Genomic DNA, 19494 nt, shown 5'->3' on the forward strand with positions numbered 1-19494 from the left:
GCTCAGGCGGGCAAGCAGGCGGCCGAATTCGGTCGGATCGAAGCGGGGCATGGCGGGTCTCCTCGGGCCTCGGAAGCCTCAGCATACCTCACTGGCACGTAAGAACAAAGAGCGAACCAACACGATTTGCTGACACCGCCGAACAAAACATGTTGAATTTAAAACGCCGCTGGCACCACAGGTCATGAAGCAATGTCATCATGAATACACCCTGATCCGTCAGAGCGCGGCGTTCAGCCGGTTCTTCGTTTCGTTCCATGTCGATCGCAATCCCTCGATCAGCTCGTTTGCTTGCGTGTTCTGTCCGTTTCGCAGGGCGTTCTCGGCGGCAATCAGCTCCTGCCGGAACCGAACCACCCCAAGAGCCGCCGCCGACCCAGCAATTTTGTGCAGGATTTCCGCCATTTCCATGTCCGAAGACGTGCCCTGTTCCACAGTGTCCAGCCCGGTTTCCGTGTCCTGGATGAACTTTGACATCAGACCAAGTAGCACTTCAGCATCGAGGACCGCTCGCAATTCGGCGAGACTGGAAGGGTCTATGTATTCTGGTGCAGCCACAGCCATAAGTGCCTTCGCATGGACGATTTTCGCGAGCGATGGTCACAGAAAGAAACGACACGCATTCCGAACAACAACATTGGCTTGAAAAGCCGGCACTCAGGTCCACCCCCGTCTCACAAAAGGAAACAAATCAGACTGCTATGTCAAGAATCTAGCTGGTTTCGCTAGGTATTGGCCCAGGTGCCGTGAGGGGTTACGAACGGATCACGATCACGCCGCAACCAAAAGGCATCACGGTAGAACCTTCGGCGGCAAGAGCTTGCTGGCGTGATGTTCCACCCGACCGTTGCTACCCGGGCGCGTCAGGCACCCTGGTGTGGCTGAGCCCCGCATTTAGCGCGGGTTTACCGGCCCATCAGGTGTTCTGCGACGGCCTGATAGGCGGGCAGAGAGGTCGGGTCGATGAAGCCGTTCTGCGCCTGCGGGAAGGACGCGAGGCGCACCAGAACCATCTCGGCGGTTGGATCGACATAGATCGTCTGGCCATGCACCCCGCGCGCGGCATAGGCGCCGTGGTCGTTGTGGAAGACCCACCACTGGCTTGTGTAGCTGCCATTGGGGATGGTCTTGAAACCCGCGAACTTGGAGGGGTCGCCTCCAGCGGCGATGGTTTCGACCACCTCAGTCGGGAAGAGCCGTTCGCCGTTGATCTCACCGCCGTTGAGCATCAGCTGCCCCAGCCGGCCGAGGTCGCGTAGCCCGGCTGTCACGCCGCCGCCCGCAAAGGGCACGCCCTTGCCGTCGACGGTCTGGTAGGCGTCCATCTCGGCCCCCATGCGCCGCCAGAGGCGTTCGGATGCGAGATCGGTCACCGATTTGCCGGTGACGCGGCTGATCATCCAGCCCAGCATGTCCGAGTTGATGGTCTTGTAATGGAACGCATCGCCGTGGTTGCCCTCGGGTTTGACCTGCTGGAGATATTCCCAATAGCCATCGGGGCCTTCATAGCCTTCGGGCTTGGGCAGCGGGCTGGCCGCGCGGGAATAGATCCAGATGTCGGCGTTAGGGTCGGAATAGTTCTCCGAATACTGCACGCCGGTGGTCATATCCATGACCTGCCGCACAGTTGCGGAGGCAAAGGCGCTGTCGCCGATCTCGGGGATCACGTCACGCACCAGAAGCGTGTCATCAAGCACGCCTTCGGCCACGAGAATTTCGCCCAGAAGACCGGTGATCGACTTGGTCATCGACATGATCGCGTGTTTGCCGTCTTCCTCAAGACAGCCGAAATAGCGCTCATAGACGACTTCACCTTTGTGCAGGATCAGCATCCCGTCGGTATAATTGGCGTAAAGCGACTGTTCCCACGTCATCGGCGTGTCGCCGTCGATCGGCATGAAGGTCAACGCGTCGATCTCGCGGGCCAGATCGGCGAATTCGGCGGGCGACGGATAGGTCAGAGGGACAGGTGCCCCTGTGCCACGGCTGATTTCCTCGGTCGGCAGAAACTCCCGCAGGTGGCAGACCGACCAGCGCAGCTTGGGGAAGCTGAAGAAGTTGGAATCAGGTTGCGTGATCAATTTGTCAGGGGGCGGTGGGAACCCCTGCATCCAGCCCATGACATTCGGGTCGGACTCCTGCGCCGACAACGGGGCAGATTGGGCGAGCGCGCCAGTCGCGGTTCCGAGCGTGATGGCAATCCCTGCCGCAAGCGCGGCGAGATTAGAAATTGATGACGACATTCACGAAGCCTCCTGTCCAAGGGTCTGCGTTCCCGCCAATGACGTTGTCGATCCCTGCACCGGGGAACGAGACCGAGATACCGGCCGTCAGGAACGTATTGCGATTGATGATGCGGCTGTATTCGAGGAACAGATCGTCAGCGAGGTGCCTGTCGGTGACGCCGGCCACGACGTTGCCGTTCACATCAACACGGGTGGCCTGACCGAATTGCACGGGGCTGTTCAGCTCGTTCGCGCGGATATGCGCGTAGCGCAGGGTCAGGGTGTCCTGCCGGGTCGGCTGTACCCGAATCGCCAGCGTCAGCGCGTTGACGTTGGAGTTGATGAAGGTCGAAGCGGATTTCGATCCTGTGGCCCAAGCGCTCGGGCTGCCCTGGTAATAGAGAGGATCGAACCGTTCGAGTTTCGTCGTATCGGGATCGTCGCCGGAAAAGCTTTGGTAGCCCAAGGTCACATTCGGCGTCCACGGCAGGTTCGCGAAGGTGTAACCTGCGGTCACACGACCGGCCCAGGCCTCAAGATCGATGCGGTCATTCCACTGATACGCCAGATCACCTGTGAAGGACCAATTGGCCAATGCGCCTTCAAACGGGTTGGTCTTGGCATAAATACCCAGAGTTTGCGTCTCCTCCCGCGCACCGGGCGTTACGCTTGGCGGTCCGTTGCCGCCCAAGGCAGCCTGAGGATAGGGCGAGTCGGAATTGAGCACTTTGACATAGGTTGCACCAAGATAACCGCCGGCAGGCGCGTCATAGCGCAGATCGACACCCGCCAGTTCGTTGTGACCGTCGGTCGAGGGCAATTCATTGGGATCAAGAAAAAATGCCGTCCCGGTGACATCTCCATATGACAGCCGCGCGATGGCGGCCCGTTCCCATGCCTTGCGCGGCCCGAATTTCAACGCCCCGCGTTCGAACCCGCTGGTCGCACCGTTTGCAATCAACATGCCCGTTCCAAGGGTCAGTTCGCGCGGGCCAAAAGACAGGTCGTATGAGAGGCCGTTGGAAAGATCCCCACGAATGGCAAGATAGGCCTCTTCAAGTGTCGTTTCGCCGGTATCGCCCGTGTCGAACGCGTCTGTACCCCACGTGTAGGACGCGACCGCCGACAGCTTGCCGTAAAGCACGGCGCCCGCATCCAGTTGGTACTCGAAGCTGAGGCCCGGTTTGATGTACCCTTCGAGCCAGTTCGTGTCGGCATCAAACCCGCTTCCCGGCGCAGTTGTCCCCGCGAGGTCCCAAAAGAGATTGCGCTCGGCCACCGCGTTCAGACCGAATTGCAGGTGCCCCCGGACCTTGAACCCATTGGCATCATGGAACAGCATCGGATCGCGCTCCTGCGCGTGTGCTGTTTCCGCAAAACTGGCTGCGGCGATCACCGAGATCGTGAGAAAACTGCGGTACCAGAGGACTTTGCGCGAGGGCCTGACACGTACCGAATGGCTTTGAAACATTGTTTTGCGCTCACAATTCCAGTGGATCCCACGCGCCGCCTCTGCTGCGCAGAACGGCTCTAGCCCCACAAATCCATCACCAAAGGGAACTGGTTATGCACTTTTGTTTTCAAGTCAGGTCGATAGTTTTGGACTTTCCGCCAACAGTCAAGCAAAGCGGTAAATTTTCCACTTGCACCCTGTCCAGACACGCACTAAATCCGCCCCACCAGATTGGCAGCGCGGGCGTAGCTCAGGGGTAGAGCATAACCTTGCCAAGGTTAGGGTCGGGCGTTCGAATCGCCTCGCCCGCTCCAATCCGGTCTGATCGATGGCAGCGCGGGCGTAGCTCAGGGGTAGAGCATAACCTTGCCAAGGTTAGGGTCGGGCGTTCGAATCGCCTCGCCCGCTCCATCGACATTCGCTTACACCGGTATCCACATTGCTGCTCGGGCGAGCGTCTCGCCGTGGCGCGTGACCGTTTCGTGGTGGTCGATCACAAAGCCATGCCGCGCAAAGGCGGGCTGTGCCATCAGGCTGGCATGGGTGCTGAGCCGGGTGAGGCCATTCTTGCGGGCTTCGTCTGTTATCCGGGATAGAAGCGCTGAAAACAGCCCCTGCCTCCGCGCCACCGGCAAGATATACGCGAGGTCGATATATCCCTCGGGCGTCATCGTCATGAAGCCCGTGATCGCATCTGGTTCCGCCAGCACCACATGCTGCGCCGCCAGCCGTGCAGACCAGTCAGGACCGATGTAGGGCTGGGCCAGCCATGCGATGCGCTGTTCCTGTGTGTAGGGACTGAGCCCCTCATGGATGGCGCGGAACATCACGATCCCCAGCGCGTCGGCATCGGCGGCGGTGGCAGTGCGCAGCTGGGGCTGTGTCATGGTCGGCATTCCTTCTGTGACGTGACAGAGATGCACGGATGAAAGCGCATCTGCAACAAGGCCTTGGCGCATGCTGCAGGCCCGCCTATAAGGCCGCGACACTTGCCAAGGAGAGGCGATATGCGCAGCGCCACAGTGACCCGCAATACGGCCGAGACCAAGATCACCGTTGAGGTGAACCTTGACGGCACCGGGCAGTACGACAACCAGACCGGGGTCGGGTTCTTCGACCACATGCTGGACCAGCTTGCGCGCCATTCCCTGATCGACATGAAGGTCCGCTGCGACGGCGATCTGCATATCGACGACCACCACACGGTCGAGGATGTGGGCATCGCTTTGGGCCAAGCCCTGACACAAGCCGTGGGCGACAAGCGCGGCATCGTCCGGTACGGTGCCTGCCTTCTGCCGATGGACGACGCTTTGGTGCGGGCAGCACTTGACCTGTCGGCGCGGCCCTTCCTCGTGTGGAACGTGGACCTGCCGTCCGCCAAGATCGGCACCTTCGACACAGAGCTGGTGCGCGAGTTCTTTCAGGCGCTCAGCACCCATGGCGGCATCACCCTGCATGTGGACATGCTGCATGGTGTGAACAGCCACCACATCGCCGAAGCCGCGTTCAAGGCGGTGGCCCGCAGCCTGCGCGATGCATTGGAGGTCGACCCGCGCAAGGCGGATGCGATCCCTTCGACCAAAGGTGCTTTGTAAGTGCTGACAGCGATCATCGACTATGAAAGCGGCAACCTTCATTCCGCCGAAAAGGCGTTTCAGCGGATGGCGTTGGAAGTGGGCGCGGGCGATGTCGTCGTCACCTCTGACCCTGATGTCATCGCGGGGGCAGACCGTTTGGTCCTGCCCGGCGATGGCGCATTTCCGGCCTGTGCCGCAGCCCTGCGCGCGTCTGGTGCCTTTGCAGCGATGATCGAGGCGGTCGAGGTCAAGGCGCGGCCTTTTCTTGGCATTTGCGTCGGCATGCAGTTGATGGCGCGTGAGGGGCTGGAATACACCCCGACCGGAGGTCTCGGCTGGATCGACGGTGTTGTCGAACGGATCGCCCCCTCGGACGCGGGGATGAAAGTCCCGCATATGGGCTGGAACGATCTGGTGATCGACGCGCCTCATCCAGTGCTGGACGGGGTCGCGACAGGCGAGCACGCGTATTTCGTGCATTCCTACCAGATGCGCGTCGACACGCCGGCCCAGCGCGTCGCACATGTGGATTATGGCGGCGATGTCACCGCCGTGGTGGCGCGCGACAATATGGTGGGCTTCCAGTTCCACCCGGAAAAAAGCGCCGCCACCGGCCTGCGGATGATCGCCAATTTCCTGCGTTGGGCGCCCTGAACGCGCAGGAACCGGGTCGCCTCACGCGGGATCACGGCCAAGAGTGATGTCCTGACCACAGGACATCCTAATGACCGAAACAATCCTCGCCCTTTTGATCTTCCTCTTCCCACTGGCCTACAGCCCCGGCCCCGGCAACATGCTTTTTGCCGCCAATGGCGCGCTGTTCGGGTTCCGGGCGACGCTCCCCGCCAGCATCGGCTATCATCTTGCCACGTGGATCGTGACATTGGGCCTGGGGTTTGGCCTCCTCGGCGTTTTCGAGACATGGCCGATGCTGTTTCCCGTGCTCAAGACGGCGGGTGCTGCCTATGTCCTGTGGCTGGCGCTCAAACTCTGGCGCGCCAGAACATCGACATCCGAGCAAACCCCGCGCCCGGCGTCTTTCACCGATGGGGTGATGCTGCTGCTTCTCAACCCCAAGGCCTACGTCATCATTGCGCTGATGTTTTCACAGTTCCTGTCCCCGGCAGAGCCACATGTCCTGACGGCCGTTCTGCTGATCACGACCGTGTTCACGCTCAACAATCTTGTGGCTTTTTCGACATGGACACTGATCGGAGACTGCCTTGCCCGCGTGTTCCGTGAAGACCATAGCGCGGTCTGGCTGAACCGGAGTTTTGCAGCAATATTGGTGGGCGTGGCGACATGGATGCTCGTCGCGTGACGCGCCGCGCGCCTCTCAGCCGCCCGGCCGAGACACAGCGGCCCCCTCTTCTTCGGTTTACAAATACTTTGGGGGGTCTGGGGGGCAACGCCCCCCAGCAGGTCGCGGGGGCACAGCCCCCGCGACACAAGGATCACTTCACACGCGTCCAGGTCTGACCACGGCAGATTCCCAAAACGCAGCCTTCAACCTTCAATTGGTTGCCGTTCAGCGTCATCTTGGAATTGTAGGTCTTGTCCCGGTCCGGGGCCCAGATCTTGCCGCCTTTGTAGGCGCCATTGCCCTGAGCCTTCATGCCCCAGATCATCTGCTTGCCGATATTGGGCGACGCAATCTTCTTCCCGCCGGAATCATAGCCCTGCCCCAGCACGCCACAGATTTCCGCACCGCATGTGCTGATGGTGACCAGACCGTAATTGCCGTCATCACCCGGCTGGGTTTTCCATGTGCCTTCCACCGGATCGGCAAAGGCGGCGCTGGCAGCGAGCACGAGGCCTGCGGCGAGTGTGATCAGTCTCATCTCTGTCTCCTCCCTCAGAGTGGTGCAAAAACTCTGAACCGAGCTTGCAAATCCAATCAAGATTGACGCTGGGTCGCGTTGCATGTGCCGTTCCGTCATGTCAAAGCGCGGGGGACATTTGACCGGAGACCGCGCCATGATCCTCTATCCCGCCATCGACCTCAAAGACGGTCAGGCCGTCCGCCTGCTGCGCGGCGACATGGAAAAATCCACCGTGTTCAACGACGACCCCGCGGCACAGGCCATGGAATTTGTCGAGGCGGGTTGCGAGTGGCTGCATCTGGTCGATCTGAACGGCGCATTCGCAGGTGAGCCGGTGAACGCAGCAGCGGTTGAAGCGATTCTGGAGCGCTGCAAAGTGCCTGCGCAGCTGGGCGGCGGCATCCGCGACATGGCGACCATCGAACGCTGGCTCGACAAGGGTTTGCAGCGGGTGATCCTCGGCACTGTGGCAGTCGAAGACCCGGATCTCGTGCGCGAGGCAGCACGCGCCTTTCCCGGCCACGTCGCCGTCGGCATCGACGCGCGCAATGGGCGGGTGGCGACCAAGGGCTGGGCCGAGGAAACCGACGTGATGGTCACCGATCTGGCCCGCTCCTTCGAGGACGCGGGTGTTGCGGCAATCATCTACACAGACATCAACCGTGACGGTGCGATGCAGGGGCCGAACGTTGAAGCCACCGCCGATCTGGCGCGCGCCGTGTCGATCCCTGTCATCGCCTCGGGCGGTGTGTCGTCGCTGGACGACCTGATCGCCCTGCGCGACTGCGGCGCGGGCCTCAACGGCGCAATTTCAGGCCGCGCGGTTTATGATGGCGCAATTGACCTGAAAGCGGCGCTGGCAGCTCTTCGCAGTTAATTTGCCGCCATATCTGTAAACTTCGCCAAGGCCCCCGCCATGGTCTTGAGATAGGCGGCATCCTTGGGCACACCGCCCAGCTTGCCCAGCATCTCTGCAGGCTCTTCATAGACGATCTTGGTGGCACCCATGGCGTCTTCATAGACCAACACCTTGAGCGGCAAGTACAAACCGGACACCGGGTCGTCCTTGATGGCCGGGGTGCCCACCTTCGGATTGCCGAAAATCAGCACTTGCGACGCGCCGATGTCTTCGCCAATGGATGCTGCCCCTGCTCCGTGATCGATCCGGGCGAAGATGGTCAGGCCCGCCCCTTCCATCGCGGTCACCATCGCATCCACGGTTTCGGTCACGCCCAAAGCGCTGTCTTTGCGCATCAACCCGTTGTCACCGGCCACAGCCATCGTGCCCGCGACCGCAAGGGCAGCTGCAAGAATCACGTGCTTCATATCCATCCCCCTGTTTGCGTGTTCAAAGGGTCAGGCAGTTCCAGTTCACTTGATATGCACGTTGGCGTGAGTGGCGCAGGTCCGCTCAGATCGACCCAGCTTCAACCATGAAATTGTTGGCCGTGCACATGGCCGCGTCGTCCGAAGCAAGATACAGCACCATGCGCGCCACGTAGACAGGCTCGATCAGGTCGGGCAGGCACTGGTTCTGCCGGTGCTTCTCTATCGCCTCGGGCGTCGCCCAAAGCTCTTTCTGCCGCTCGGTCATGATCCAGCCGGGCACCACGGTGTTCACCCGGATACGGTGCCCTCCCAGATCCCGCGCCATGGTGCGGGTCAGACCATGCACCGCGCCCTTGGCCGTGACATAGGCGGGCATGTTGCCGACCGCTTCCCACCAGCTGTTGGAACTCATGTTGATGATCGACCCACCCCCTGCGTCGATCATGTCGGGTGCCACCGCCTGAATGGCGAAGAACATGTGCCGCAGGTTGGTCGCCTGACGTTCATCCCAATACTCGGGTGTCACCTCCCGCCAGTTGTGACGGTCGTCGCGGGCCGCGTTATTCACCAACACCTGCGCAGGACCAAGCCTCGCCTTCAGCTTGGCAAACGCCTCCTGAAGCGCCGCAATATCGCGCAGATCAGCCTGTTCCCACGCCACTGTACCCTCGGTCGCATCAACCAGCGCCTCGGCGCCAGCAGCGTCGAGATCGACAAAACCCACCTGCGCGCTTTGCGCCGCAAAGGCTTTGACGATCTCGGCCCCGATGCCAGAGGCACCGCCGGTGACAAACACGGTTTTGTCTCTCAGGCTGGGATAACGGGCGAACGTGTCGGACATGGGCAACCTCCTTCTTTTCGATGGCCCCCACGCATAATGCGCAACACGCAGGCTTCACAAGCGACGATCTTCGGGGTACGCGATGGCCCATGTTAAAGACCCGCATCATTCCCTGTCTCGATGTCGCCGATGGCCGCGTGGTCAAGGGCGTCAATTTCGTCGATCTGCGCGACGCCGGCGATCCGGTGGACGCCGCCCGCGCCTATGACGCGGCGGGCGCGGACGAGATCTGTTTTCTCGACATCCACGCCACCCACGAAAACCGGGGCACGATGTTCGACGTGGTCACCCGCACGGCAGAGCAATGCTTCATCCCGCTGACTGTGGGCGGCGGGGTACGTACCGTTGCGGATGTGCGCGCTCTGCTGCTGGCGGGGGCCGACAAGGTGTCGTTCAATTCCGCCGCCGTTGCCAACCCCGATGTGGTGGCCGAGGCAGCCGACCAGTTCGGCAGCCAGTGCATCGTCGTCGCCATCGACGCCAAGACGGTGTCGCCCGGCAAGTGGGAAATCTTCACCCATGGCGGGCGCAAGCCCACCGGCATCGACGCAGTGGAGTTCGCCAAGACGGTGGTCGCCAAGGGGGCCGGGGAAATTCTGCTCACCTCGATGGACCGGGACGGGACCAAGGCGGGGTTCAACCTGCCGCTCACCCGCGCGATTTCCGATGCGGTGGATGTCCCGGTGATCGCGTCCGGCGGCGTCGGTACTCTGGATCACCTCGTTGAAGGTGTGACCGAAGGTGGCGCCAGCGCGGTGCTGGCGGCGTCGATCTTCCATTTCGGCGAATACACGATTGGCGAGGCCAAGGCCCACATGGCCGCAGCCGGCATCCCGGTGAGGCTGACATGACGCTGGAAGAGCTGGAACAGATCGTCGCCGCACGAGCGAGTGCGTCCACCGACGAAAGCTGGACAGCCAAACTGCTGGCCAAAGGCCCGGAAAAATGCGCCGAAAAGTTCGGTGAAGAGTCCATCGAGGCCATCATCGAAACGATCAAGGGCGACCGCGACCGCCTAACCTCGGAAGCGGCAGACGTGCTGTTCCACCTGCTGGTGATGCTGAAATCCCGCGATGTGGCACTGGCGGATGTGATGGCAGAACTGGCGCGCCGTCAGGGGCAATCGGGCCTGCAGGAAAAAGCAAACCGGTCCTGATCTTCTCTGGTTTCAAAATACTTCGGGGTTTGGGGCGTCGTCCATTGGGCTTGAACCAATGGCGCACCAACGGACGACCCCAAGCATCTCTGTCCACGGAAACGCACGATGCGTCACCGCATCGTCCGCCCACCCTCAGAGCTTGGACGAAATGATCCCGGTGTTGAACCCGCCCATGCGCAGTTCCCCGAAAAGCCGCTGATATTCGATCTTGGGGCAACGGTTCATCACCACGTCTACCCCCCGCGCTTCGGCTTTGGCAGCAGCCTCCGCATTCTCGACCCCGATCTGCATCCACACGGTCTGCAAGTCCGGAAACTGCTCCAACGCCTCTTCGACGATGGGCGGCACGGCGTCCGAGCGGCGGAAGATATCCACCATATCGACTTTGGCCTCGATATCTGCCAGCGACGCCTTCACTTCGGCACCGAACAGGCGTTCACCCGCATGGCCCGGGTTCACCGGGATCACGGTAAACCCCTTCAGCGCCAGGTAGCGCGCGACGTAATAGGACGGGCGCACCGGGTTCAGGGACACCCCCACCACGGCCACTGTCTTGGTGCGTTTCAGGATGGTGCGCAGGAAATCATCTGTATAGGTCATGCCCCATCTCTACCCGGTCACGCGACAAAGAAAAAGCGCCCAAGGTGACCTTGGGCGCAAGTGCTGGAACGAGGGACAGTGTAGGTGCTGCGGGTGTTCCATTCCCGCGCTCCTTGACTCTCAGATAGGCGCGAACTTCCCGGTTTAAAGGGAAGAAAAGCCGGATTTGGTCACAGAATCGTCAGAACTCACGGCACCAAAGGTTCCGGCACAACCTTGGGCTGCGTGATGTGCAGGGTTTCGTGGACACGCTCGGACCGGTCCTCTCCGACGCGGCGCTTTCGGCGGTAGAGAAACAGCTTTCCCCAGCCCTTCCAGTTGCCCGAGGACGGCGCGTGCACGTTCTGCGGAAACCGCATCCGCCACCCTTCGGGAAGCGGCAGGCCCGCCGTTTCGGCGCGGTCCAGCATCCAGACCAAAGGGATATTGGCCAGCGGACGGGCCTCTTCGTGGCCGCGCAGCTGGCCTCCCACATCGCCATGCACCCCTTTGAACCACACCTGTTCGACATGGCCTTTAAAGCCGGGCGGGCAGGACCAGAGCACCGGTTCATAGGCCATGCGCCGCTCGTGATAGGCCAGAGCGTGCAGACCGCACTGAATCGACGGCCCCAGTTGGTCATTGTGAAACGCGTGCTTGTCGTTGGTGAACCGCCACAGGATCGGCAGACGCATGCCCAGCGCCTTGACCGTGTCCCAGACACCGACCACCGCAATCGTGGTTTCCGGATGACAGAACAGCCGTGCGAAATCCTCTGCGACCGGGCTGTCGGCGGCAAAGCGGTAATGCGCGTAGACCTGCCGGATGTTGCGTTCGGTGGCGTGTTCGGCACGCACCAGCCCGACGCGGTCAATCACCCCGGCCAGCGAACGCACCGCGTAGGCACCACGGGAATAGCCGAACAGGAAAATCCGATCCCCCGGCATATAGCGCGAGGCGAGGAACCCGTACGCTCGGCAGATCTGGCGGTTGATGCCGCGCCCGACAGCAATGTCGGAGGCGCTGCGCCAATCAGACCATTGCAGCCCGGATTCGTAGTAGAGCGACAGATCGCCCCGAACTTCCTGCAGCAAACAAAACAGGCGTCCCGCGTTGGTCTCGCAACCCGGTTCGAGCGAGGACAATGTCCCGTCGAGGATGATCACATGGGTGCGCGGCCCGCGACGGACCGTGACGGGTGACTGGTCTGCCGAAAACCTCCGGCGGAACCAGCCAAGAACAGTGTCACTCAGCCGCGACGCGCGCATCCTGCAACATACCCCAGACCCGCTGCGGCGTGAACGGCATGTCTGCCTGACGTACGCCGCGCTGCCACATCGCGTCCTGCACCGCATTGGCGACAGCGGCCAATGCGCCGACGGTGCCCGCCTCGCCGCAGCCTTTCATGCCCATCGGGTTGGTAACCGACGGCGTCGCTTCTGTGGTGAACCCAATCATGGGGATATCATCGGCGCGTGGCATCGCGTAGTCCATGAACGTTGCCGTGAGGAGCTGTCCATCCTCGTCATAGACCACACGTTCGGTCAGCGCCTGACCCAGCCCCTGCGCCACACCACCATGCACCTGACCTTCGGCCAGCATCGGGTTGATGAGGTTGCCGAAATCATCCACCACCGTGTAGCGGTCAACAGTCACATGGCCGGTATCGGGGTCGATCTCGACCTCGGCCACATGGGCGCCGTTGGGGAAGCTGCGGGCGTCGAGCGTGATCGTTGCGTCAAAGGTCAAGAGGTCCGTACGCCCGGCGTCTCGCGCCATCTGCGCCACTTCGAGCATCGTCGGCGTGACGTTCGATGTGCCAACGCGGAACTGTTCGTCATCAAAGCTGATCTCGGCTTCGTCCAAGCCCTGCTGTTCTGCGAGGAAAGCGGTGAACGCGGTGGTGATCTTTTCAACCGCTGCCAAAGTCGCTGTGTTCTGGATCGTTACGGAACGTGACCCACCCGTGCCACCGCCCCGCGCGATCAGGTCGCTGTCGCCCTGCACAAAGCGGATCTTGTCTGCCGGGATTCCAGTCTGGTCAGACAGGAACTGTGTGAACACGGTCTCGTGCCCCTGCCCGTTCGACTGGGTGCCGACATAGATCGACGCGCCGCCATCGTCGTCGAAGGTGACCTTCACGTCCTCGACCGGCGCGCCCAGGATACTTTCGATGTAATAGCAAAGGCCCATGCCCCGCAGCTTGCCCTGCGCCTCGGACGCCGCGCGGCGGGCGGCGAACCCGGCTCGGTCGGCAAAGCTTTCGGCGCGAGAGAGCACGCGGTCGAAATCGCCCACATCATAGGTCTCGCCGGTTGTGGTCTTGTACGGGAATTGGTGCGGTTTGATGAAGTTGATGCGGCGCAGTTCCCACGGATCAAGACCCAACTCGCGCGCCGCGCGGTCCATGACCCGTTCCAGCAGGTAGATCGCCTCGGGCCGCCCTGCCCCACGATACGCATCGACGGGCGTGGTGTTGGTGTAAACACCTTCTACCTGCAGCCACGAGGTCTGCACGTCATAGACCCCCATCAGCACCTTGGAAAACAGGCTCGTCTGGATGGCCTGCGCAAAATGCGAGTTGTAAGCCCCCATATTGGCCACCGTCTGCACCCGGTAGGCGGTGATGCGGTTGTGTTCGTCAAACGCCAGTTCGGCTGTGTGGCGCAAATCGCGGCCTGCGTTGTCGGACAACATGGCTTCGGTCCGTTCCGACATCCAGCGCACCGGCTTGCCCAGCATCTTGCAGGCGATGGCGTTCAGAAAATTCTCGGGGTGCGGCATCGCCTTCATGCCGAAACCGCCGCCCGTGTCGGGGTTGGTGACGCGAATGTCCTCTTCTGCCATGTTCAGCACGCGAGCGAGCTGTTTTTTGTGCTCCCACACACCCTGAGCGTTGACCGCGAAATGCAGGCGGTCGCCTTCCATCTCGGCATAGCAGCCACGCGGCTCCATCGCGTTGACAATGATGCGGTTGTCCTCGACATCGAGGCTGACCGTACGGTGGGCGGCCTTGAACGCCTCTGCCGTTGCGGCTTCGTCCCCCATGCCCCAGTCGAAGGCGACATTGCCCGGAGCTTCGGCATGAAGAGGCTCACCACCCGAGGCGAGGCCCAGATACACGGGTTTGTCAGTGTAGTCGAAGGTGATCAGTTCAGCCGCATCGCGGGCCGCTTCAAGGCTGTCTGCGACGATAAAGGCAACCGCCTCGCCCACATAGCGGACGGTGTCGGTGGCAAGGACCGGACGGAACGGCGACGCACCCATCGACCCGTCGCGGTTGGGCATCGTCACCCCCCACAGACCTTTGGTAAAGCCTGCCTCTGTCAGGTCGGCAGCCGTCAGAACAAGATGTACGCCCGGCACCTCACGCGCGTCGGTCACATCCAGCGTGTCGATACTGGCATGAGCGACAGAAGACCGGAACACGTAGCCCCGTAACGCGCCCTCAGGTGCGATATCATCGACATAACGTCCGGCCCCAGTGAGAAACCGCACGTCTTCTACCCGTTTGACCGGTTGTGACTTGCCAAATTTATCCATGTTTCCCTCGCGCGTGTGACCTTGGTCTTTCGGCAGGGACACTAGCCTGCGAGGCGGCACTGTCCAGCAGGTTCGGGCATAGAATCGAGGTTTTGCAAATCGGTTGTTCCGTAGCCGTTGAACGGTGTGACCAGCGCCGTGCTGTAGGCCCCCGCCCCGGTGATCAGAATGTAATCGCCATCCGCTATTCCGTCGGGCAGCGTCCATGGGTCCGGCACACGGTCCAGACTGTCGCAGGTGGGGCCAAAGATGGTGAAGGGCCGCGTTTTGCCCGACAAAGGTTGACCCTGCGCTGTCAGGGCGATCTGACGGCTGGGCACGGGCATATCGCGCCATTCGCCCAAGGCACCGTAGAGACCGTCGTTCAGGGTCAGCACCCCGTCTCCCCGCGCTTTCACGCGCAGCACCAGCCATACCGCCTCGGCCACCATCGCGCGACCGGGTTCACACCACAGACGGGGCGGCTGGTTCGGGAAATGCGCTTTGGTTGCAGCTTCGATTGTCTTGAAAAGCCGTTGACGCAGAGCAGCGCCGCAGCGCGGAAGCGATGGAAACCCTCCGCCCACGTTCAAGGCGGACAAATGGACCCCTGCCCGCTCCGCGACCTCTGCGGAGGCGGCGATGTAGTCGGCCCAACTGGCGGGGTCGGTACATTGCGTACCGGGGTGAAAGGTCACTGTCGGGATCATGCCCCGGGCCGCGACGGCGCGCAGTAGGGTTGTTGCCACGTCGGGCGATGCGCCGAACTTGCTGCCGAAATCATAGGCGGCCCCCCCGCGTTTCAGCGACAGGCGCACAGCCACTTCTGTGCCTTTGGGAAGGTCACCCAGCTTGTCCAGTTCCGACATCCGGTCCACCGACCACGAGGCCACGCCCAGCGCCTTGGCCTGCACGATCTCGGACGCGGAGCGGACCGGGTTGTGGTAGTGCAGCCGTGCCGTTGGGCAGATCGCGCGGACGGCCCGCATTTCGGGCACCGAGGCGACATCAAAAACCGTGACCCCGGTTTGCACCAGAATGCGCAGGATGTCGGGGGCCGGATTGGCCTTGACTGCGTAGCTGACCCGACCGGGAAAGCCGCGCAGAAAGCTTTGCGCCGTGCGCCGCAGCACCTCCGGCCGCAGGATCGCCAGCGGATCGTCCGGCTGGCTGTCTGTGATCAGCGTCGCGATACGCGCCCTGTCGAACCGCGCCTGATTGTTGTCTTCTGCCCCTGCAACCATAACTGCCTCATATGGTTCTGTTTCCTTCAGTCTGCTTGCGTTCCACGTCGGTTCGTTTCGGCAGTTCTTGCAAAACAAACTTTTTTGCACTCAGACTGACGGAATGAGCATACAAATCGACGAAACCGATGCAGAACTGATCGCCCTCCTGCGCCGCGACGCGCGGATGCCGGTGGCAGAACTGGCCCGCAAACTGGGTTTGGCGCGTACCACGGTGCAGACGCGCATTGACCGGTTGCTGGAAAAGGGCGTGATTGCCGGCTTCACTCTGCGCAGCGGCGATGCGCTGTCGGCGCCCATCCGGGCCACGGCGCTGGTGTCGATTGCGCCGCGCACCGGGCCTGCGGTCTTGTCCCGACTGCACGCGTTGCCCAATGTGGAAGCGGTGTTCACCGTGTCAGGGCGGGTTGATCTGGTGGTCGAGATCAGCGCCCAGACAACGCAGGAATTGGATCGGACGCTGGATCACATCGCCGAGGCGAAGGGCGTTCAAAGCTCGGAGAGTTTTATCCACCTGTCGACCAAGATCGACCGGCGGGGTTAGTCTTCCTCGGCGGCACTGTATTTCTGGATCAGACCGGCCTGCGCAATGAAGAAGGCAAAGGTCACCACCATCTGCCCGACAGTGTCCCAAAGAACGAAAGCCTGTTCCGACATGAATTGCCAGATCGCAACGTTCAGTATGGCCATCCCGAAAAAGAACCCTGTCACGCGGCGTGTCAGTTGCATCCAGCCTTCATCCTGCAAAGGCATCAGTTCTTCCATCACATAGCGCAACCAAGACCTGCCGAAGAGCAGCCCCACACCAAGGATGGCCCCGAATGCTCCGTACACCAGCGTCGGCTTGAGCTTGACGAAGCGGTCGTCATTGAACCACACGGTCAGTCCGCCCATGACAATCAGCACCACAGCCGTGAAGACCTGCATGCGCCCGATCGTTCCGGTCAGCCACCAGACCGCCGCCATGGACGCGATGAAAACCGGAACAAACACGGCGGTTACAGCGATAAACGCGCTGTATTCTTGCCCACCAACTGTGAAAATACGGTCCTGAAACCAGAAATAGGTGACAAGAAAACCCAGCACCGGGCCCAGTTCCAATACCGATTTCACCCATTGCGGGACGTGTCGTTGTGCCAAGTCTCAGCCTCCGAATTCCACGATGACAGCCCCTAACGCGATCAGGGCCATGAGCGCAATCCTTCGCGGACCCACGGTTTCCTTCAGGAACACCCAACCGATGATCGCGGCAAAGACGGTCGATGTCTCGCGCAGCACCGCCGCTTCGCCCACCTGGTCTAGGCGTGTGGCCACCATGATGGAGCCGAAACTGAAAAAAGCCACCAGCCCGCCGATCACACCTCTGACAGCCAGCGGCCCAAATGCGGGTTTGTGGGTCATGTTGCGATAGCGCAGTGCGGCGATGATCGGCATGACGATGCCGTCAATCATGAAAAACCACGCAAGAAACGTAAACGGGTTTGCGGTCGCGCGGATTCCGTAGGCGTCATAGGTGGTGTAGAGCGCTACGAAGAGACCCGTCGCGATGGCAAGCATCAGGGCCGCTGGCAGCGTGTCGCGCTCTGCTTCGAGAAAGATCAGGTTGTAGACCGCAAGTCCGAAAATGCCCGCAAGCAGCACCGCAAGGCCGAGCCATTGCGTGGCGGTGAAAACCTCTCCGAAGATCAGGTAAGCGCCAATCACGGCAAAGAGCGGACCGGTGCCGCGCACCACGGGGTAGACCACTGTGAACGCGCCTTTGGTGTAGGCTTGTGCCTGAAGAAGTTTGTATCCCAGGTGAATGATGAACGCGCCTGCGAAGATCGGCCACATATGGGGTTCTGGCCATGGGACGACGAAGAGCGCAAAGGGGGCTGCCATCAGCCCGTAGCTGATGTCGATCGCCCCGCGCGATAACCACGGGTCGTGTTTGCCCTTTTGCAGCGCGCCAAAGGCCGCATGCAGCACGGCGGCCAGAAGGGCGAGCCAGAGGGCAAGCTGCTGCCCGGCCTCGGTGCCTTCAATGGAAACAAGCCAGTCGCTGATCATGGGCGGTGGACGGATTTTGCAAAATCCGTCTCAGGGGCTCTGATCCTCGGCGCTGCGCGCCTCACCCCGAAGTATTTGGAAACCGGAGAAAGTCTCATTCGGTGCCAAGCCCCGTCAGGGCGGCGGCAAATTCCTCGGGGTCGAAAGGTTGCAGATCGTCGATCTGTTCGCCAACGCCAATGGCGTGGATCGGCAGGCCGAACTTGTCGGCAAGTGCCACAAGAACCCCACCCTTGGCGGTACCATCGAGTTTGGTCATGACAAGGCCCGTGACATCAGCGAGTTTCTGGAAGGTCTCGACCTGGCTCAGCGCGTTCTGACCCGTTGTGGCGTCGAGCACCAGAAGCGTGTTGTGCGGCGCGTCAGGGTCTTTCTTGCGGATCACGCGGACGATCTTGGCCAGTTCCTCCATCAGGTCCTGACGGTTCTGCAGGCGGCCTGCGGTGTCGATCATCAAGAGATCCGCGGCTTCGGCCTGTGCCTTTGTCATGGCATCAAAGGCAAGGCTGGCCGGGTCCGAGCCTTCGGGGGCGGTGAGCACCGGCACGCCCGCGCGGTCGCCCCACACCTGAAGCTGTTCTACTGCCGCCGCGCGGAACGTGTCACCTGCGGCGATCACCACCTTCTTGCCCGCAGAGCGGAACTGGCTGGCGAGCTTGCCGATGGTTGTGGTCTTGCCAGAGCCGTTCACACCCACGACCAGCACCACCTGCGGTTTGGTGGGGTAAAGCGGCATCGGTTTGGCGACCGGGTCCATGATGCGGGCCACTTCGCCTGCAAGCAGCTCCTTGATCTCGCGCACGCTGAGTTTCTTGCCAAAGCGGCCTTCGGCGATATTGGCCGTAACGCGGAGCGAGGTGTCGACGCCCATATCCGCCTGGATCAGCAGCTCTTCGAGCTGTTCCAGCATGTCGTCGTCGAGCTCGCGCCGGATTTCGGTGGGGGTTGCCGTGCGTCCCAGCAGGCGGCCCAGGAAGCCGGGTTTCTTGGCCTCTGCAACCGGGGTTTCTTCGACAAGCCCCACCGGTTTCACAGGTACTTCGAGCGGTGCGGGTGGTTGCACCTCGGTGCGCGGTGACGGGATTGGGTCGCTGGGTTGCGGGACCTCTGCGGGAGGTGGCGGCGGGCTGATCGGAACGGGTGTGGGCGGCGTGTCCTGCGGTAGGTCGGGCTGCGGGATTTCCTGCGGGGTCTCGGGGGCGGGCAGATCAGGCTGCGGCACCTCAAGCGGTGCGTCAGGCTCCGGCAAGTCTGGCTCGGGCACCTCTTCTGGCGTCGGCGGCGCTGGCACGTCCGGCGGCGGGGTTTGCGGCGCAGGGGGGGAAGGCGGGGTCGGGTCGCTGGGCCGCGGCGCTTCGGGGGTCGGGGTTTCCTCACCACCGTCGGAAACGATGGCGTCCAACCCCTCGTCCAGCTTGGACGAGGACTTGAAGAGCTTGGATTTCAGCTTGCCGAAAAAGGACATGGGGACCGTCCGTGTCTGGGTCGTTCCCCTTCACCTAGTCCTTATCCGGGCAAGATGGAAGGCTCAGACCTCTTCCGGGAAATGCTTCATCGTCAGACGGATGGGGTTCGGCGCCGCCTGCCCAAGCCCGCAGATCGACGCATCGGCCATCGCGGTGCAGAGTTCCTCGAGCAGCGGCTGGTTCCAATGCTCGGCCTGCATCAGTTTGACCGCCTTTTCGCAGCCCAC

General features: G+C 61.8%; 22 protein-coding genes and 2 tRNA genes. 9 read left to right on the forward strand and 15 right to left on the reverse strand.

The genetic code is table 11. From position 1 onward, the window contains the following. Positions 1-219: 219 nt before the first annotated feature. The 3 genes from JJ869_RS14565 to JJ869_RS14575 form a co-directional block, all read right to left on the reverse strand. Complete coding sequence (locus tag JJ869_RS14565) at positions 220-564, reverse strand: Hpt domain-containing protein (RefSeq protein ID WP_292268156.1); 345 nt, start codon at positions 562-564, stop codon at positions 220-222. Between the two features lie 341 nt (positions 565-905). Continuing rightward, entirely contained in the window at positions 906-2243 is a 1338-nt protein-coding gene (locus JJ869_RS14570) for a serine hydrolase (protein ID WP_292268158.1), read from the reverse strand. Further along, complete coding sequence (locus tag JJ869_RS14575) at positions 2224-3696, reverse strand: alginate export family protein (protein ID WP_292268160.1); 1473 nt, start codon at positions 3694-3696, stop codon at positions 2224-2226. Before JJ869_RS14575 ends, JJ869_RS14570 begins: the two co-directional genes overlap by 20 nt. Before the next feature lie 221 nt (positions 3697-3917). Between JJ869_RS14575 and JJ869_RS14580 the strand changes: the two genes are divergently transcribed. Next, positions 3918-3992 (forward strand) — tRNA-Gly (locus tag JJ869_RS14580). A 22-nt stretch (positions 3993-4014) separates the two neighbouring features. Further along, a tRNA-Gly gene (locus JJ869_RS14585) sits at positions 4015-4089 on the forward strand. Between the two features lie 11 nt (positions 4090-4100). On the opposite strand, the gene JJ869_RS14590 is transcribed toward JJ869_RS14585, so the two are convergent. Beyond that, entirely contained in the window at positions 4101-4565 is a 465-nt protein-coding gene (locus JJ869_RS14590) for a GNAT family N-acetyltransferase (RefSeq protein ID WP_292268162.1), read from the reverse strand. A 120-nt stretch (positions 4566-4685) separates the two neighbouring features. Here JJ869_RS14590 and hisB point away from each other — a divergent pair, with 120 nt between their 5' ends. The 3 genes from hisB to JJ869_RS14605 all read left to right on the forward strand — a co-directional run bounded on the left by hisB (position 4686) and on the right by JJ869_RS14605 (position 6576). Beyond that, positions 4686-5273: an imidazoleglycerol-phosphate dehydratase HisB gene (gene hisB / locus JJ869_RS14595; protein WP_292268163.1), complete on the forward strand. Its 588-nt coding sequence runs from the start codon at positions 4686-4688 to the stop codon at positions 5271-5273. Continuing rightward, positions 5274-5909 carry an imidazole glycerol phosphate synthase subunit HisH gene (hisH, locus tag JJ869_RS14600; RefSeq protein WP_292268165.1) on the forward strand — a complete coding sequence of 212 codons (636 nt, stop codon included), beginning with the start codon at positions 5274-5276 and terminating at the stop codon, positions 5907-5909. It begins immediately after the preceding gene. A gap of 70 nt (positions 5910-5979) precedes the next feature. Continuing rightward, entirely contained in the window at positions 5980-6576 is a 597-nt protein-coding gene (locus JJ869_RS14605) for a LysE family translocator (protein ID WP_292268168.1), read from the forward strand. A gap of 133 nt (positions 6577-6709) precedes the next feature. Here the strand turns inward: JJ869_RS14605 and JJ869_RS14610 are convergent, their stop codons facing one another. Then, a complete protein-coding gene (locus JJ869_RS14610; RefSeq protein ID WP_292268170.1) occupies positions 6710-7096 on the reverse strand; it encodes a DUF2147 domain-containing protein in 387 nt (128 codons plus the stop codon). A 136-nt stretch (positions 7097-7232) separates the two neighbouring features. Between JJ869_RS14610 and hisA the strand changes: the two genes are divergently transcribed. Beyond that, entirely contained in the window at positions 7233-7955 is a 723-nt protein-coding gene (gene hisA / locus JJ869_RS14615; RefSeq protein WP_292268172.1) for a 1-(5-phosphoribosyl)-5-[(5-phosphoribosylamino)methylideneamino]imidazole-4-carboxamide isomerase, read from the forward strand. Here the strand turns inward: hisA and JJ869_RS14620 are convergent. Further along, positions 7952-8404: a DUF302 domain-containing protein gene (locus JJ869_RS14620; protein WP_292268174.1), complete on the reverse strand. Its 453-nt coding sequence runs from the start codon at positions 8402-8404 to the stop codon at positions 7952-7954. The two genes, hisA and JJ869_RS14620, sit on opposite strands and share 4 nt — an antisense overlap. Before the next feature lie 85 nt (positions 8405-8489). Continuing rightward, positions 8490-9248: an SDR family oxidoreductase gene (locus JJ869_RS14625; RefSeq protein WP_292268176.1), complete on the reverse strand. Its 759-nt coding sequence runs from the start codon at positions 9246-9248 to the stop codon at positions 8490-8492. Between the two features lie 89 nt (positions 9249-9337). Between JJ869_RS14625 and hisF the strand changes: the two genes are divergently transcribed. Both hisF and JJ869_RS14635 read left to right on the forward strand, forming a co-directional pair. Next, the gene (gene hisF, locus JJ869_RS14630; protein WP_085639898.1) at positions 9338-10099 is read left to right on the forward strand and encodes an imidazole glycerol phosphate synthase subunit HisF; all 762 of its coding nucleotides are present in this window, start codon (positions 9338-9340) and stop codon (positions 10097-10099) included. After that, a complete protein-coding gene (locus JJ869_RS14635) occupies positions 10096-10404 on the forward strand; it encodes a phosphoribosyl-ATP diphosphatase (RefSeq protein ID WP_292268179.1) in 309 nt (102 codons plus the stop codon). The genes hisF and JJ869_RS14635 overlap by 4 nt, the downstream gene beginning before the upstream one ends. A gap of 135 nt (positions 10405-10539) precedes the next feature. Here JJ869_RS14635 and JJ869_RS14640 read toward each other — a convergent pair whose 3' ends face one another. The 4 genes from JJ869_RS14640 to JJ869_RS14655 all read right to left on the reverse strand — a co-directional run bounded on the left by JJ869_RS14640 (position 10540) and on the right by JJ869_RS14655 (position 15752). Continuing rightward, positions 10540-11007 (reverse strand): CoA-binding protein, encoded by a 468-nt coding sequence (locus tag JJ869_RS14640; RefSeq protein WP_292268180.1) that lies wholly within the window; start codon positions 11005-11007, stop codon positions 10540-10542. A gap of 188 nt (positions 11008-11195) precedes the next feature. Beyond that, positions 11196-12254, reverse strand: coding sequence for a DUF2235 domain-containing protein (locus JJ869_RS14645; protein WP_292268182.1), 1059 nt, complete (start codon positions 12252-12254; stop codon positions 11196-11198). Then, positions 12232-14529, reverse strand: coding sequence for a xanthine dehydrogenase family protein molybdopterin-binding subunit (locus JJ869_RS14650; protein ID WP_292268183.1), 2298 nt, complete (start codon positions 14527-14529; stop codon positions 12232-12234). Before JJ869_RS14650 ends, JJ869_RS14645 begins: the two co-directional genes overlap by 23 nt. Positions 14530-14570: 41 nt before the next feature. Beyond that, positions 14571-15752: a type III PLP-dependent enzyme gene (locus tag JJ869_RS14655; RefSeq protein ID WP_292268184.1), complete on the reverse strand. Its 1182-nt coding sequence runs from the start codon at positions 15750-15752 to the stop codon at positions 14571-14573. Between the two features lie 109 nt (positions 15753-15861). Between JJ869_RS14655 and JJ869_RS14660 the strand changes: the two genes are divergently transcribed. Further along, entirely contained in the window at positions 15862-16296 is a 435-nt protein-coding gene (locus JJ869_RS14660) for an Lrp/AsnC family transcriptional regulator (RefSeq protein WP_292268188.1), read from the forward strand. On the opposite strand, the gene JJ869_RS14665 is transcribed toward JJ869_RS14660, so the two are convergent. The 4 genes from JJ869_RS14665 to JJ869_RS14680 form a co-directional block, all read right to left on the reverse strand. Continuing rightward, the gene (locus tag JJ869_RS14665; RefSeq protein ID WP_292268186.1) at positions 16293-16892 is read right to left on the reverse strand and encodes an inner membrane-spanning protein YciB; all 600 of its coding nucleotides are present in this window, start codon (positions 16890-16892) and stop codon (positions 16293-16295) included. The genes JJ869_RS14660 and JJ869_RS14665 overlap by 4 nt on opposite strands. A gap of 3 nt (positions 16893-16895) precedes the next feature. Then, entirely contained in the window at positions 16896-17798 is a 903-nt protein-coding gene (locus JJ869_RS14670; RefSeq protein WP_292268190.1) for an EamA family transporter, read from the reverse strand. Between the two features lie 97 nt (positions 17799-17895). Continuing rightward, complete coding sequence (ftsY, locus tag JJ869_RS14675; protein ID WP_292268187.1) at positions 17896-19266, reverse strand: signal recognition particle-docking protein FtsY; 1371 nt, start codon at positions 19264-19266, stop codon at positions 17896-17898. A 63-nt stretch (positions 19267-19329) separates the two neighbouring features. Then, a partial coding sequence (locus JJ869_RS14680) for an NADH-ubiquinone oxidoreductase-F iron-sulfur binding region domain-containing protein (protein WP_292268192.1) occupies positions 19330-19494 on the reverse strand: 165 nt, incomplete at its 5' end.

The organism is Marivita sp., assembly GCF_017643905.1.
Lineage (GTDB): Bacteria > Pseudomonadota > Alphaproteobacteria > Rhodobacterales > Rhodobacteraceae > Marivita.